The following is a 15,778-nucleotide window of genomic DNA, read 5'->3' on the forward strand; positions in this document are numbered from 1 at the left end:
CGCATGGTGGACGGCGGCGGCGACACCTACCAGTTTCCGGGCTTCCTGGCTCAGCTCAGCGCGTTTCGCAAACCGCTGCTCGCGGCGGTCAACGGCGTGGGCGTGGGCATCGGCATGACCATGCTGGCCCACTGCGATCTGGTGCTGATGTCAAGCACCGCCCGTTTGCGCACGCCCTTTCCCCAACTCGGCCTCGCCCCCGAGGCCGGCAGCAGCGGCCTGTTTCCGCTGCGCATGGGCTGGCAGAACGCAGCCCACACCCTGCTCTCGGGCAAATGGCTGAGCGCCCAGGACGCCTATGAGGCGGGCTATGTGTGGAAGATCTGCGAACCTGAGCAACTCATCGAACAAGCCCTGGCTGTGGCCACGGATATTGCCGCCAACCCGATTCCGTCTCTAATCGCCACCAAAGAACTCATGTTGGCCGGCGGCCGGCTGGCCGTGGCCAGAGAATCCCACGCCCGCGAGCTGGAAGCCTACAAACACCTGGTCGGTGCCCCGGCCAACCGCGAGGCGATTGCGGCTTTCTTTGAGCGGCGCGAGCCCGACTTCAGCAAGGTACCCGGAGCATGAGGAGGACGAGTCATGACCCAATGGAATTACACCAAGGGACTTCACGACCTGGGCAACCAGGTCTACGCCTATCTGCTGCCCGACGGCTCCGGCCTGATTGTCGGAGGGGACCACTCGCTCCTGGTCGATACCTTATTTGATCTGAGACTGACCCGGGACATGCTCGACACCATGCGGGCCGCCGTGCCGGCCGCCGCCTCGATCAAGACCCTGGTCAACACTCACGCCAACGGCGACCACTATTTTGGCAACGAGCTGGTCCACGGCGCCGAGATCATCGCCTCGCGGGCCTGCGCCGACGAAATGGGCGAGTTGCCCCCCGAGCGGCTGGCCGAGATGATGCGGGCCGCCCCCAGCATGGGGGAACTGGGCGCCTACCTGTCCGAAATCCTCGGCCCGTTCGAGTTTGAGGGCATCAGCGCCACGCTGCCCACCCGGACGTTTGAGGGCCGTCTCGACCTCCACCTCGGCGACAAGGAGGTGTGCCTGATTCAGGTTGGCCCGGCCCACACCCGGGGCGACGTGCTGGTCTATGTCCCGGACGACCGTACCATTTTTACCGGCGATATTCTGTTTATCGACGGCACCCCCCTGAAACGGTCCGGTTGCCAACTGGATCAAAGCCTGTGACCTGATGCTCGGCCTTGAGCTCGAGACGGTCGTGCCGGGCCACGGACCGATTACCGACAAACGCGGGGTGGAGGCGGTCAAGGGCTATTTGTAGTATATCGAGGCCGAGGCCCGCAAACGCTATGACGCCGGCCTGTCGTGGACCGAAGCGGCAAACGATATCGGGCTGGGCGATTACTCGGCCTGGGGCGACGCCGAGCGCATCGCGGTCAATGTCAATACGCTGTATCGGGAGTTCAGCGGCGACCCGACCCCGCCGGCTTTTGCCGACCTTTTCGGGACGATGGCCGGCTTGGCCAAGCGGGAAACCGTCAAACCTCAAATGTGATTCGCCGGTGTTCTACACTCCAGGATTCTGACCAATCCGGATACGGCCAGGTTGGACCACCACAAAATGGCCAAGGAGTTTCTCACCCTTCTCGTTGACCAAAGTCAGCACTGCCTGCGGCAGACTCGCACGCACCTTTCCAGGAAAACGGGTGAGAATAACCCCACCGGCTGAACGTGTACTTGCATACACGAGTTGCCCAAAGTCCTTATCCTCTGTCAGCAGCACTCTCTGCTGACGGATGGCAAGGTCAATAACAAGCGCATCGTCCGCTCTGGGAGCAATATCGACAATAGCTAAGACTTCATGGCCGGCAGTACGAGGGGCACGGACGACGGCAAAATCACAACTTTCATCAGCCAGGAATCGCATGCTCTAGTCGGCGGAGGAAGACGCAGGAGAGTTGAGCAAGAGAATCTCTTCATGAGCGAGTGTGTCGGCAGCGTAACTGAGTGCGGCACGAATATCCTCTAAGCTAAGGCGTGGATACGCGTCGAGCAGATCGGCTTCTGTCGCTCCTTCGCCCATCTTTCGCACGATTAACTCAGCAGGGATTCGTGTTCCGCGAATAAGCGGTTTACCGAGCATCACCTTGGGATCTATTTCGATACGATCCATTAGCGCCATTGTTTTTCTCCTCATGGTGTATTTGTCACCAACCGAGGGCAGGACGAGGCTCATCAGTCATATGGGGCATCTGATGAGTACGAGCGAGCGCCTTTTGTCTCGGATTCGCATTCTGGACCCAACTCCTGAGGAAATATGCTTTGTTTTTCCATTAGACGTTCTCCCGGGATGGAGAGCGAGTGGGACGTGAGGTTCTTTTTGGTGCTGGCTCCTGTGTTAGCTCGCGCGTCAGGTCTTCCCCGCTCCCGCCGGCTACCGGCGGAAAAATGCTCAGGCTGTCGCCGTCGGTCAAGACCTGATCGAACGCGCGGGTCTGCTCACCGTTGACCAGCACCATCTGGGCCAGATCCTCGGGGATATCCAGCTGTTGGATCACGTCCCGGATGGTGGCGTCCTGGTCGAGCGTCAGGACAGCCTTGCCGGCCTTGGAGCCGGGCGGCAGCTTCTTGCGCAGGGTGGCAAACAGCCTGAGCTTGACTTCCATCACTCGGCCTTTCCAATCCCCGGCGTCGGCGTCGGATTCAGCTCGCGGTAGTGCTCGGACTGGGTGCTGACCAGCGGTCCGTGGGTGGCGGTCTTATCCCAGGCTGGTGGCGTTTTACCGTCAACCCGATAGGCCCGGTCGCGGGCCGGCGCGCCGAGAAGCGTCCGTCCGATCAGGGCCTGGGCGGCTCCGCTGGCCACATAGGCGCGACGCACATCGGTCGGATTGGCCTTGACATAGGCCGCCCAGTCGCCCAGGGGCTGCTGGGTCTGAATCAGGCCCTTGACCATGCCCACATCGTTCAGCATCGTCACGTCATCAATCGGCCCGACGAACAGGGCGCCGACGATACGGTCTTCGTGCCACACATACTTGCGGTAGATCGGCCGGCTGGCATTGAACACCGTCGTGGTGTCGTGTCCCTCGTCCCGCCACAGACCAAAGCTGGCGCAGTGCAGATTGACCACGTCCAGGACGTTGAGCAGCAGGCTGCCCGGATAATGGGTCTCGTGGCCGGCCATATTGGCCCCGGCAATCCGACCATGGTCAACTGCGGTGGGCTGGATGGCGTGGGCAGAAGCCGAGGTGTCGGACGCGGTGCGACCGGCCAGGATATCCGGCCCGATCGCCACATCGCCGGCCGCATAAATGCCCGGGATATTGGTCTGCATCCGGTCGTCAACCGGGATCCCGCCAGGTTCGACACTGACCCCCGAACCCGCCAGAAAGTCAATATTGGGCCGGATACCGGTGGCCATGATGACAAGATCGGCCTCAAGCGTCTGTCCCGAACTGAGGGCCAGCGACAGTTTCCCGCCAGCGTTGCGCCGGATTTCCTGCACCTGGGTGCCGTGAGCCAGCCCTCAACCGCCCCCGCCCCGGTCGCGTCGAGCATGCGCGGCAGGATCTGGTTTTCCGCCTCAACCACCGCCAGCTTCCAGTCCAGCTTGGCCATGGCGTTCAGGACAATAAAGCCAATGAAGCCCGCGCCGATGAGTACCGCGCTGGGCGTGGCCTGGGCTTTGGCGATCACCTTCTGCGCGTCATCCAGCGTCCACAATGAGTACACCCCCTCCAGATCGCTGCCCGGGATCGGCGGCTGTTGGGCGGACGAGCCGGTTGCGATCAGCAGGCTGTCAAACGCGCGAGTCGTGCCATCGCTGAGGGTGAGGGTTTTTTGTCCGCCGTCAACCCGGGTGACCGTAGTATCGAGCAGCGCCTCAATACCCCGCTCGGCAAAATAGTCCCGGTCACCGGTCAGGACGTGTTTTTCCGGAATTTCCTGGGCCAGATAATACGGCAGCACCATCCGCGAGTAGGCCGCTTCGTTGGAGATCAGGCTCACCGCCGCGTCGGCATCCTGAGCCCGAATGGTTTCGGCCGCCGCCACGCCGGCCGGCCCCGCACCGATAATGATATGTTGTGCCATGCTCAATCCCTCGGCAAAGGTGAATGCTGATTCCTCCTGACGAGCGGTCAGCAGCGTTCGCCTCAGTCGTCCAGGCCCAGCTCCTTCAGCTTCTCGGGCGTCACATTGCCGTCTTTGTCCCAGCCGCGCAGCGCATAGTACTCGGGCAGCATCTCACCCAGGCGGTTGACCTTGCCCTTGGCCGGGCCGGACGGCAAGGGTTCCTCCAGAATGCGCTTGGGCAGGGTATCCTCGGTGCCGCCCACGCCGGCCCGCTCGTTCCAGCGCCGCTCCAGATTCCAGATCCGCTCGCCAATGGTCAGCAGCTCTTCCAGCTCGAAATTCACCCCGGTCGCTGCGGCCAGCTGGGGCAGCATTTCCTCCAGCCCCACGCCAAAGGTCAGGAACTGGCACAACCCGGTGGCGTCGACCGTCGAGGTGGCATCCTGAAACAGCTTGGTGATCTCGGCCTTGCCCTCGGTTGCATTGGGGTCCATCTGACGCGGCAGGCCCAGAATCTCGGCCGCCACCGTATATGCCTTCAGATGACACGCGCCCCGGTTCGAGGTCGCATAGCCCAGGCCCATGCCCTGAATCGCACGGGCCTCATAGGCGGCAAACTCTTGACCGCGCACACCCATGAAAAACTCGGGGTGCCCGAACTTCTCGGTCATGCGTTTGGAGCCCTCGGCCAGCTCGGTGCCAAATCCCTGGCGATAGGCGATCCGCTCGGCCATGCTCAGCAGCGCCTCGGAACTGCCAAAATTCAGCGGAATCTCGGTCTGGTCGAGCGACACAGCCTGCTTTTCGTACAGCTCCATGGCTGCGGCCACGGTGGCGCCAAAGCTGATCGAGTCCATGCCCAGGTCGTTGCACAACCAGTTGGCCTTGATCAGGGCGTCCAGATCGCCGATCCCGCACTCCGAGCCCATGGCCCAGGCAGCCTCATACTCGGGTCCCTCGCCGGCAATTTTCCAGTTCCGCGGGCTGGTGCTGACCTCATATTTGCTCGACGCCTCGCCCGGCAGGGTGGACACCCGGCCACACGCAATCGCGCACGAAAAACACGCCTTATTGGCCACCAGCCGGGTCTCGGTCAGCGTCTCGCCGCTGATGTCTTCGGCCTCTTCAAACACCGACTGCTGGTGGTTGCGGGTCGGCAGGGCGCCGTGTTCGTTGATCACGTTGACCAGGACCTCGGTGCCGTACATCGGCAAACCCTGGGAAGTGACCGGCGACTCGCGCAGCTTTTCCTTCATCGTCCACATGCCCTGCATGAAGGCCATTGGGTCGGCCAGGCTGACCCCGCCGGTCCCTCGCACGGCAATCGCCTTGAGGTTTTTGGAGCCCATGACCGCACCAACCCCGGAGCGGCCGGCCGCCCGGTGCAGATCGTTCATGATGCAGGCAAAGCGGACCAGGTTTTCGCCGGCCGGACCGATGCTGGCGATAATCGTGTCGGGCACGCCCAGCTCAGCGCGCAGAGCTTCCTCGGTCTCCCAGACCGTTTTGCCCCACAGGTCGTCGGCATCCCGGAGTTCGACCGCATCGTCATAGATCCACAGATAGCACGGCGACGACGCCCGGCCTTCGAGAATCAGCATGTCATAGCCGGCAAACTTGAGTTCCGGGCCCCAGTAGCCGCCCGAGTTCGAGGTCGTAATCGCGTTGGTCAGCGGCCCCTTGGTAACGACCATATAGCGCGAGCCACACGAGGCGCTGGTTCCGGTCAGGGGTCCGGTCACAAACAGCAGCTTGTTGTCCGAGTCGAGCGCGTCGACCGTCGGGTCCACTTCCTCGGTCAGATATCTGGCGCCGAGCCCACGGCCGCCCACATACTCTCTGGCCCACTGTTCATTCAGCGGCTCTTTGGTGATGGTCCGCTCCGTCAGGTTGATACGCAACACCGTGCCTGTCCATCCGTTTGCCATGGGTCGTCTCCTTATTTGTCAGCCACAAAGCCGTGATTGACCCGGTCCGCCCAGCTGGCCAGCCAATCGGCCTGTTCCATGTCAACATATTCGAGGGCGCCGGTCGGACACGAGTGTACGCAGGCCGGCTCGCCGCCGCACAGGTCACACTTGAACGCCTTATGGGTGTCGGGATTATAGAAAACCGTGCCATACGGGCAGGCCACCGTACACACCGCGCAGCCGACACACACGTCGTCCATCACGACCTTGGCTTCGGTGTTGGGATCGATGGCAATCGCGTTGACCGGGCAGGCGGTCAGACACCAGGCTTCTTCGCACTGAAAGCAGGTATAGGGCGAGTAGACAGCCTGCTCATCAAAGATGTGGACCCGAATCACGGACCGGGATGGTTGGAACGTACCGGTTTGGACAAACGCGCACGCCAGCTCGCACTGCACGCAGCCCGTGCATTTATCGGTGATGACACGGAGCTGTTTCATACACCCTCCTTGCTCCGCACTGGGGCCAGCCCCAGCACAATCGGCTCCGGCCATCTTAAACCTCTGGGCTCAGAGATCAACTGTCAGAGGCGACCTGAACCGGGGCGCAATGCGGCGCGATGCTCCACATCTCGGGCGTTCCACCGTGTCCCTCTCCCACCGTTACCATGAATGTGGTACACCAGCGGTCTCTGGGTAGGAGGTCAATGCCGACTGGCATGATGAAAAGTGCATTCGCATCTGCTTCCTATCTATAAATCCAAACTAGCCGTAATCGCTGGCCACTCGCCCTGAGAACCGTTGATGGAACTCCCCGAAGATATCTGTTTCATCCCGCTGAAATACGGCGCAAACTGCCGGTCGTGCAAAGCGAACCTGAAAGTGGGCGAGCGGGCTTACTGGTCACCGTCCGCGAAGAAGGTCTGGTGCGCTAGGTGCGTTAGCGGTAAGAACCCTCCTGTCCAGAGTGCAGCAGATCGTAGAGCAGAGAAGTCGCAGAGTGCAGCAAGTAATACAAATCCGAATCCAGCAAGAGTGCGGAAGCTGCCCGTAGACAACCCACAAGCTCTCTGGCAGCGACTGTGCGAATACGCACGACGATGCATCGAGGCGGAAGCGGCAAAATCCCTGGTTCCGTACAACAAGGAGGGCTCTCTGTGGTTCTCGTATTCTGGAGAAGATAAATTGGTGGTCGGGGAGGGCGACTCAACACCAGCATCCAGAAAACTCGCCGATCGACTGGGCTCTCGCACCGGGTCGCAAGATGGGCGGTCGATCATCTATGGCTGGCCGACGGTCGTCGTGATCGAACGTAACCACATGCCCAAGGTTGCCCCTCTCTTTGCTGTTTCCGTCGATCCAGAACAAGACTCCAACGGCGAATGGATACTTCACGCGAAGACGGAGCCGGAATTCAACTTGGCCGTCACGGCCAGCGGTATCTTCGATCCTTCGATTAACGAAGAAGTCGCTGACCTTCTCGACCACGGCCTGCCGTTCGGCGATCCGGTCTCTTTCGCCGCTCTCGTCGAACAGACGGCCGAGGTGCTGGGTCTCGATATCCTGTCGCACCGACTCGACCCGAAAATACTCGACCCGAGCCTAGGTAGAAAACAGGGCGTCTACAACGCCGCCGTCTCAGTCTTGGCCGAGAGTTCCAGCTATCACACCGCCATCTGTGAGGAACTGCGGCAATTGGAGACTCGGAAAGACTGGTCTGCCACGGCGGCGGCGTACCTCCTCCCAGACGACTCCGCGCCAAAAGAAGACCTACAACCCCCGGCCGGACCTCTTGCAGCGCCTCTCCTATGCAACCAGTCGCAGGAAGAAACGCTCGAACGCCTCCGTAGAGCCCCTCTAACGATCGTGACCGGACCGCCCGGGACAGGCAAGACTCAACTCGTAGTGAATGCGGTTACCAACGCATGGCTGGACGGCGACAAAGTCCTGGTGACTTCAACCAACAACGCTGCGGTAGACGTAGCTGCCAAGCGGGCGGCAGATGACATCTGCCGCGGATTGTTGATCCGCACGGGCAACCGTTCCGCACGCGAGAATATTGCAGATCTCATCACTGCGGCGTCAGCTCAAGCGACAAAATACGCCGATGGCCAAGCAACAACGCGCGCCCAGCTGAAACGCTCCGCCACCGAGCGCACGCAGTTGATGGAGAAACTCGCACGACTGGACGAGCTGGACAAGGAGCTGTTATCTGTCGCCGAAAAGCTGGAGGAGAACAGGCTGGCCCTGAAGGAGGCAGCGCAAACACTCTGGTCCGATGCGAGTCCTCCAGAATTGGCCATCAGTTCCAGTAGAACCGAGCAACGAGCCAGGAGATTGCTACGGGCATGGTTCTTCCGTCGCTTCCGTACCCAGCACCTGCGTAAGCAACTCGGCTGCATTGAGACCGCTCCACTGGAACAGATCATCACTTGGGCTCGAACTGATCAGTCCAGATTGAAGCTGACCTCTCAATTGGAGATTAGACGAACTGAACGCAGACAGCTGGAGGCTACCGTGGGCGACCCGACAGTCAGCGTGCAGCAGGCAAACCGGAAATGGGCGGAAGCCAGTCTCTCTGCGATCCGTTCGGAGACCGCGGCGCGTATCCGATCCAGCGCCAATCAACTGGCGGATTTCGGCAGGATGTCTGCCCGCGGCGGACAGGTTAAGCGAGCCATCGGCAATTCGCTTGCGAGCTTGCGAGGCTGGGCATGCACGGCACTGTCGGCGGGTTCCAATTTTCCGCTAGAGTCTGGACTATTCGACTTGGTGATCGTCGACGAGGCCAGCCAGTGCAGTCTGGCATCCGTGCTGCCGTTGGCCTACCGCGCGAAACGTCTGACATTGGTAGGGGACCCGTCTCAATTGCCTCCAATCGTTTCCCTCAGCGATCAACTTCTACAGGATATCGCCACCCAGGCGGGATTCAAAAACGACAAGCTGCGCGAACAGGGCATCCACCACAAGAACGGTTCAGCCTACTTCGCTTTCAAGTTTGCCGCACGACCCCAAGCACCGCTTCTCCTCAACGAACACTACCGCTGCCACCCGCACATCGCTCGTTGGTTCAACCGAACATTCTACAAGAACGAACTCAATGTACTGACAGAAGTCAATGAGATAGCCCAGTGCGACCGCGCCATCTGCTGGCGGGACATCGAGGGAGTGGCAGAACGGCCCCCTGCCGGGCAGAGTTGGCTAAACCGAGCAGAGGCGGAGCAAAGCGTCGAACAGCTTGGCGAGCTCCTGTGTTCCTTCTCGACTGTCGGTGTCCTGACTCCTTTCGCTGCACAGGCGCAGCTCATAGAGCAGCTAGCCAAAGAGCGATTCGACCGTTCCATTCTGAAGGAGAAGGAGTTCGTATGCGGAACTGCACACAGCCTCCAAGGAAACGAACGGGATGCGATCCTGATCTCCTGTGTGCTGTCTCCCGGCATGTCCGAGAACAGCGCCTTCTGGGTAGAAAAAGAAAGAAACCTTCTGAACGTGGCCGTCAGCCGCGCCCGTCGAGCGCTGATCGCTCTCGGCCATCCGGCCATGAGTGATTTGGGCAATCCAACCCTAGCCTCCCTGCGCGCCTATCTGCGCGATGAGATTCCACAGAATGGTGGCTCTGCTGAGCCGTTCGCCGAGTTTCGTACGGACAGCAGGTCAGAGGAACTCCTGCTCGACGCCATGCAGCTCAGAGACCTCGCTCCCTATGCCAAGCTCAACGTGGAGGGATACGAGTTGGACTTTGCCCTGTTGGAACAGGGAATCAAGCTGAACATCGAGGTTGACGGCGATCAGCACCTCGACGCCCGAGGCCGGCAACGACGCCAGGACATCACCCGCGACCGCGTCATATCCAAGCTCGGCTGGACAGTCCTACGGATACCGGCGTGGCGGTGCCACGAGGAAATCGACTCGGTGATTGACGAAATCGAGAAAACACGAGACCGATTGCTCGTCGAGACATCTCGGCGGACGCTTTCATAATTACTCTGCAGACGTTGCTCGCCGAGACTGACTAAGCTGCGGTCAGATGGCGACCACGCCCCCTCTCCCACCCGTGCCATGAATGTGGTACACCGGCGGGAGCTTGGCAGGAGGAATGGTATGCGTAGAGCTGACCTGCATCTGGTGGTGTGCCTGTTGGCCACACTCCTTGTGTTCCATGCGCCGACCTGGGCGGACGATACGAGTGTCGCCCCGCAGGCCGAACGCAGCTGGCGGCTGTTGTCGGAACTGACGCCCGAAGAACGCCAACGGCTCGACTTTTCGACCGATACCCCGCGCGACGCCACCATTCCGTATATGCCGGCCGAGCCGTATCCCTTTGAGCCGCCCTACACACCCGAAGAGATCGGCTTTCGGGCCATGGAATTCCCCCACATGCCGCGCTGGAACTGTGTCCAGATCGAAGACAGCGGCACCCTCACCCCGACCGGCTATCTGTTCATCAACCAGATCATTGTCCTGATCCAATATGATGAGCCGGCCGGCCTGATGGGCCAGATCCTGGCCGAGCCCGGCGAAGTCTTCTCGCGCTGGCTGAGCCAGGATATTGCCCCGCCGGAAAACCACGGCAACCAGCTGCTGTTTGCCACCTATCGGACCAACAAGGAACTGACCAAGAAGGCCGATATGTTCGGCTACTCGCCGACCCTGCGCCGCGTGCGCCGCTTTCCCCAGCCCCGGCGTCAGGATAAATTTCCCAACCAGCCGGTCGCCTACGACGACTTTCTGGGCCGCGACGCCTGGGAGTTCTCGTGGCGGGTGATCGGCACCGATGTCCTGTACGAGACGGCCCGCTTTCCGAACACCCGTCAGTTCATGACCCTGCGCGCCAAAGACGGCACCTTTAGCGATGTCCCGGCGACCGACCTCAAGCTGATGGGCAGAGACTACTCCTATTACACCGAGGACGGGGGCGTCCGCACTTATGTCATGGAGGCGACCGCCAAGTCCGACTGGCTGCCTACCTATTACGCGCCCCGGATTCTGTACTGGGTCGATCAGGAATACTTCTACCCGCTGCGGATCGAGGCCTACGGTCCGGACGGGGAACTCGTCCTGATTGAGGAACGTCTGGCCGAGCTGATGAACCCCGCGCTCAAGGAGCGTGGCTATCACAATCTGCTAGCCCTGTGGTGGGACCCGCAGCAGGACTTCTATTCCTACGGGGTGCACGACGCCATGGATCTGCGCGAGTGGAGCCAGGCCGACAAAGACGTGTTTTTCAACCCCGACTTCATGCGTCGCGGCTGGTTTCCGGTCCCGCTCAAAACCCAGGCTGGGGTGAGCACCCCCGAAGAGTTCTACCTGCGGCCCCATCTGTACCGGGACAAGTTTCCGACTGAGCGCACGATCCGGCTGTCGGACGCCCTTGAAGCCCGGATCAAGGCCCAGAACGAAGCCGGGCAGATTGTCTTTATCGGCGGGGAAAACTGATTGCTCAGAGCAGGCCGACCTGCCGTAAGGCATCGGCCACAGCCTGATCTTTTTGAGCCAGAGTGCGCAGCGCTCGTTCGAGCCGGTCTTCGCGTAGTTCAAGTTCTTGGCTGCGGCGCAGGGCTGGAGCCAAGGCTGTGCGTCGGTCCCAAATCACCAGCGAGATGACCGCAACGACCAAGCTGATAAAAATCCCGGCCAGAATCGTCAAAAAACGGTTGAGATCGGCTAAGCGGTCGGTGACACTGGTCTGAAAGTCCTGCAAGCGCTCATCAGAACGTTTTTCGGAATCGTCGAAACGCCGCTCAATCGCCTCGAAACGCCGCTCCACACTTTCTTTGAATTCCTGAAGGGTGGTCTCAGTCCGGATCAAACGGTCTCGGTCTTCCAGGGTGAACGGTACGGCTTCGGCCCAGACAGCTTGCCTGGAGCAGACCGTCACCAGTATCAAATACAGCGCCCAGGCACCAAGCTTCATCCTGTTCGGACTCCACCCGCTGAACAGCGGTGTGCAAGCAGGCCGGGGGAGGTGCTAGGTCCGCGCCTCAGCCACCCGCAATGCCGACCATGAAGACGACCGTCTCGCCGTCTTCCAGGCTGTCGTCAATAAAAATCCGGTTGCCCTTTGAGTCGAGATACAGCGTGCCCTTGGCGTTCAGGTCCTGGGTGTCGGGATCGATCAGCAACGCCTGCATCTCTGCGCCGTACTTCTGGGTGATCCGTTCGGCCAGCTCGGACACCAGCGGTTGCTTGAGCTCGAAGCTCTCTCCCGTAATCCTGGTGATTTCCCGGAAACGGGCCTGATATTCCGTGTGTACCGTAATCACGATGGGGTTCCTTGTTGAGTAGAGCCCCCTCCCGAACGGGAGAGGGCAGAGCGGTCTTAGTCAGGCAGGCCGGGATCGTCGCTCGGCGCCTTGGGCACCTGCACCGACTTGCGGCCCTGTTCACCAGCCAGGGCTCTTTCCGAGGCCAGCACGTCGGCCACATCCTGGAGACCCAATTCTTCGAGTTTGGACTGCGTTTGCAGGCCGGTTGCTCTGTCCCAGCCGCGCCACTCGTAGTACTCGTCCAGGACCTGATCGAACATGTCGGCCGCCACCCGGCCCTCGTACATGCCTTCCGGTGCCGGCTCGTGCATCCAGCGCTCACAGATGGTGTCGTGTTCGCGCCGCATGCCCAGGCGTGAGTTAAAGGCTTTTTCCAGGTTGCAGATCCGCTCGCCGTCCCGCATCAGCTCTTCTTTGGTCCGGTCGATGCCGGTCACCTCGGCGTAGGCTTTGCCGTAGTAGCTCTCCGGCGCATAGCCCAGGGGATCGAGCAGCCAGTGGAACATGCACACCCCGTAGGAGTTGATCAGCGCCACCTGGTTTTCAATCACCGCAGTGCAGGCGCCCTTGAGATCGGGCACGGTCGGATCGCCGGCGATCGGTGTGCCAAAGTAGGCCTTGGACAGATCCTTGCGCTGGAATTTTTCGATCAGGCCAATGCCCTTGAGATGGTCGGCCCCACGCGAGGCCACCGCCATGTTGTTCATCCAGGTCGGGAACGCTCGCATCTCCTCGGTGAAGCTGGCCCCGCCCTTGCCGTAGATGGCGTACTTCATGAAGTTCTGGCCCATCTTCTCGGAGTAGCGCAGCGCGCCCCAGTAGGCGCCGTCGCGGAACATCCAGCCGAACGGGTTCTCCTGGTGGACGACGCTGCGTATCAGGCTCTCAATATCCTCCATATTGCCCCACTCCAACCGCTGGGACTTGCCGAACAGCTCGGCCACGTCTGTATCGGAGATCAGCTCCCGCTGCCGCAGCTCCATGATGAAGCTGATGGAGCAGCTCAGATCCTGATTATCAATGCCGTACTCGTTGGTGATCTTGCCCCAGTGGGCGACTTCGGCCCAGTCACGGACATCCATGGCTCCGGCACTGCTGCCGGTCGTCAGATACTCGGGATGGCGGAAGGATTCGCCGATGTATTTCTCGGCCTTGTCCGACTCGTTGCCCTCGATTTTGTACCGCCCGTCGCAGGCAATATAACAGTCGGAGGAGCATACCTCGGAGTATTTGTGGTATTTCTTGACCCAGTTATCGGAGCGGACCTCTTCGCCCCGGAACAGCGCGCCCTGGTTGTTGCGCCAGAAATTGCCGCCGATCCGCTGGTACATCTCCACCGCTCCCAGCGTGCCCCGCCGCTTAAAGCCGTAGCCAGCCTCATTGGTGTCAATCTTCTGGCGGAAATCGTCCGACCAGTCGAGCAGCCCACCCGGGTTATCGACCTTGATGCCCAGATTGCCCTGCACGGCGATGGCCTTGAGGTTCTTGGAGCCCATGACCGCCCCGCCACCGCAGCGGGCGTGAATCCGCCAGCCGTCCGAGATCACACCGGCAATGCCGACCTGGTTCTCACCGGCCTGGCCGATGGTCAGGGTATGCACCTCTGACGGGTAGTCGCCCAGCTCTTTTTGCAGCGTGTCGTGGGCTTCCGAGCTGTTCTTGCCCCACAGGTGGCGGGCGTCGCACAGGGTCACCTCGTTATTGGCGATGTGCAGATAGACCGGCTTGGGCGCTTTGCCGGTCACGGCGATATAGTCATAGCCGCTGAAACGCACGACGTAGGGAAACTTGCCGCCGCCGGTCGAGTCGCCAAAAATGCCGTAGCACGGGCTCTTGAAGGTGATCCGGCCTTTGACGCCAATGCCCGCCCCGGTCCCGGCCAGCGGCCCGACGCCGAACACGAAGATATTGTCCGGCCCACGGGGATCGCAGTTGATGTCGTGGTTCAGGAAGTGCTCCCACATGATCCAGTTGTTGATCCCCGAGCCGCCAATCCAGCGCTCGAACACGGCGTGGGGAATGACCTCGGTCTTGATTTCGTTGGTGCTGAGATTGACCCGCAGTAAACGACTTTCCATGGCTGGAACTCCTTGTCTTGTTCGGCCGGCTGGGCAACCTTATGCCGAGCTGCTGATTTTCCCCTTTGACAGCATGGCTTGCATGATGCCGACTTCATCCCGTTGTTCCGGCTTGCGGCGCAAGATCTGGCTGAAGGCCGCTTTTTCCTCAAAGAACAGCACGCTGGAGCGGTTGTACTGTTTGCCCGCATTCAGCATTTCGGGCCGGGTCGAACACGCTTTGACACAGGCCGGGTCACCGCCGCACAGGTCGCATTTGAGCACCTCGCCGCTGGGGGCGACAAAGACCGTGTCGAACGGACAGGCCGGCACACACTCCATGCACTGGATACACTTGTCCTGGTCAATGATGGCCGCCTGGGTGACGGGATCATAGTAGAACGCATCGGTCGGGCAGACCTTGGCGCACGGCGGGGGGTTGGCGCAGTGGTGGCAGATTTCGGCCGTAAAGCCGAAACCGTCCTTGCTGACCCGCGTTTCCACGGTTGGCGCGTGTTCAATCTTGATCCGTGTCCACAGCGGGTTGAGTTCCCCTTCGGGCGAGTGGATGAGCGAGCAGGCGACCTCACAGATCTTGCAATCGGTACACAGGTTTTGCAGGGCGAAGAGCTTTTTGTCAACATTGGGAACCTTCTCGCCCGGTTCATACCAGACCTCCCCGTTGACCAGCTCCTTTTGGGGCAATGCAGACATACAGCCCTCCTTCCTGACCTGTCATGTAATCCGTTTCTCGATTGCCTGTCAAGGAAAAAACACGTATGCAAAAGGAGAAATGACGCCAGTAAGGAGACCCGCCGCATGACTGACAGCAAACCGACCGAGGCACTGTTGCATCCCGACCTGGGCAAACTGCCCGCCCGCAAAGTCCTGGAGTGTATCTTTGCCCTGTCGCCGGATGGCCCGTATATCCATCATCATCTTGAAGAGGTGACCGCGCAGGAAGACGCCGGCGGCATCGTCTACAGCCTGAACGGCCAGCCGCCGGCTGTCGGGCGCGAGCGGTGCCGGATCATTCCTCCCCTGGTCAACGAGTTCGACAGCTTCGAGAGCGTGGCCTGAGAGACACAGGAGCCTGCCCCAAGGAGCCTACCTATGGATCACCCAGTCATGAACCCCCCGGAAGTCAACGCCGCCCTGGGCGGCGCCGAGCCCGCGACCTATGTTGACGTGCGGACGGTGGCCGAATTCTCCACCGGTCACCCCAAGGGTCCGGTCGTCAACATCCCGCTGGTCTTCTTCCATCCGACCACCAAAGAGGTCTTTCCCAACCAGAGCTTTCTGCAGGTGGTTGAGGACAGCTACGCCAAGGACGCCGTACTGATCACCGGCTGCGACGACGGCGTGCGAGCTGCCCAGGCGGCCCACAAGCTGGCCGAAGCCGGCTATCGCAACGTGCGCATCATGCCGGACGGCTACCCCGGCTGGCGCAAACACCAGCTGCCTACCACCCAGGACAACCGGGACGGCATCAG

The 15,778-nt window shown here is 60.9% G+C and carries 16 protein-coding genes; 6 read left to right on the forward strand and 10 right to left on the reverse strand.

Features of this window, described 5'->3' with window-relative positions:
- On the forward strand, window positions 1–573 hold a 573-nt coding region (locus tag J4F42_16800; GenBank protein MCE2487176.1), incomplete at its 5' end, for an enoyl-CoA hydratase/isomerase family protein.
- A 12-nt stretch (window positions 574–585) separates the two neighbouring features.
- Entirely contained in the window at window positions 586–1,203 is a 618-nt protein-coding gene (locus J4F42_16805; GenBank protein MCE2487177.1) for an MBL fold metallo-hydrolase, read from the forward strand.
- Window positions 1,204–1,543: 340 nt separating this feature from the next.
- Here J4F42_16805 and J4F42_16810 read toward each other — a convergent pair whose 3' ends face one another.
- The 6 genes from J4F42_16810 to J4F42_16835 form a co-directional block, all read right to left on the reverse strand.
- Complete coding sequence (locus J4F42_16810; protein ID MCE2487178.1) at window positions 1,544–1,903, reverse strand: DUF5615 family PIN-like protein; 360 nt, start codon at window positions 1,901–1,903, stop codon at window positions 1,544–1,546.
- A gap of 3 nt (window positions 1,904–1,906) precedes the next feature.
- A complete protein-coding gene (locus J4F42_16815; protein ID MCE2487179.1) occupies window positions 1,907–2,158 on the reverse strand; it encodes a DUF433 domain-containing protein in 252 nt (83 codons plus the stop codon).
- 151 nt (window positions 2,159–2,309) lie between these two features.
- Window positions 2,310–2,642 carry a MoaD/ThiS family protein gene (locus tag J4F42_16820; GenBank protein ID MCE2487180.1) on the reverse strand — a complete coding sequence of 111 codons (333 nt, stop codon included), beginning with the start codon at window positions 2,640–2,642 and terminating at the stop codon, window positions 2,310–2,312.
- Complete coding sequence (locus tag J4F42_16825; protein MCE2487181.1) at window positions 2,642–3,502, reverse strand: FAD-dependent oxidoreductase; 861 nt, start codon at window positions 3,500–3,502, stop codon at window positions 2,642–2,644. Before J4F42_16825 ends, J4F42_16820 begins: the two co-directional genes overlap by 1 nt.
- A 631-nt stretch (window positions 3,503–4,133) precedes the next feature.
- Window positions 4,134–5,981, reverse strand: coding sequence for an aldehyde ferredoxin oxidoreductase family protein (locus J4F42_16830; GenBank protein ID MCE2487182.1), 1,848 nt, complete (start codon window positions 5,979–5,981; stop codon window positions 4,134–4,136).
- 11 nt (window positions 5,982–5,992) lie between these two features.
- Window positions 5,993–6,463: a 4Fe-4S dicluster domain-containing protein gene (locus J4F42_16835; GenBank protein MCE2487183.1), complete on the reverse strand. Its 471-nt coding sequence runs from the start codon at window positions 6,461–6,463 to the stop codon at window positions 5,993–5,995.
- 303 nt (window positions 6,464–6,766) lie between these two features.
- Between J4F42_16835 and J4F42_16840 the strand changes: the two genes are divergently transcribed.
- Entirely contained in the window at window positions 6,767–9,943 is a 3,177-nt protein-coding gene (locus J4F42_16840) for an AAA family ATPase (GenBank protein ID MCE2487184.1), read from the forward strand.
- Window positions 9,944–10,063: 120 nt separating this feature from the next.
- Complete coding sequence (locus tag J4F42_16845) at window positions 10,064–11,398, forward strand: outer membrane lipoprotein-sorting protein (protein MCE2487185.1); 1,335 nt, start codon at window positions 10,064–10,066, stop codon at window positions 11,396–11,398.
- Between the two features lie 4 nt (window positions 11,399–11,402).
- Here the strand turns inward: J4F42_16845 and J4F42_16850 are convergent, their stop codons facing one another.
- The 4 genes from J4F42_16850 to J4F42_16865 form a co-directional block, all read right to left on the reverse strand.
- Window positions 11,403–11,876 (reverse strand): hypothetical protein, encoded by a 474-nt coding sequence (locus J4F42_16850; protein ID MCE2487186.1) that lies wholly within the window; start codon window positions 11,874–11,876, stop codon window positions 11,403–11,405.
- A 67-nt stretch (window positions 11,877–11,943) separates the two neighbouring features.
- On the reverse strand, window positions 11,944–12,225 hold the full coding sequence (locus tag J4F42_16855; GenBank protein MCE2487187.1) for a hypothetical protein: 282 nt from the start codon (window positions 12,223–12,225) through the stop codon (window positions 11,944–11,946).
- Between the two features lie 56 nt (window positions 12,226–12,281).
- Window positions 12,282–14,306 (reverse strand): hypothetical protein, encoded by a 2,025-nt coding sequence (locus J4F42_16860; protein ID MCE2487188.1) that lies wholly within the window; start codon window positions 14,304–14,306, stop codon window positions 12,282–12,284.
- Between the two features lie 39 nt (window positions 14,307–14,345).
- Entirely contained in the window at window positions 14,346–14,999 is a 654-nt protein-coding gene (locus tag J4F42_16865) for a 4Fe-4S dicluster domain-containing protein (GenBank protein ID MCE2487189.1), read from the reverse strand.
- A 105-nt stretch (window positions 15,000–15,104) separates the two neighbouring features.
- On the opposite strand from J4F42_16865, the gene J4F42_16870 reads away from it, so the two are divergent.
- Both J4F42_16870 and J4F42_16875 read left to right on the forward strand, forming a co-directional pair.
- Window positions 15,105–15,365 (forward strand): hypothetical protein, encoded by a 261-nt coding sequence (locus tag J4F42_16870; GenBank protein MCE2487190.1) that lies wholly within the window; start codon window positions 15,105–15,107, stop codon window positions 15,363–15,365.
- A gap of 33 nt (window positions 15,366–15,398) precedes the next feature.
- The coding region (locus J4F42_16875; protein MCE2487191.1) for a rhodanese-like domain-containing protein at window positions 15,399–15,778 on the forward strand (380 nt) is incomplete at its 3' end.

It is taken from the genome of Desulfurellaceae bacterium (assembly GCA_021296095.1).
Classification (GTDB): Bacteria; Desulfobacterota; Binatia; order Bin18; family Bin18; genus JAAXHF01.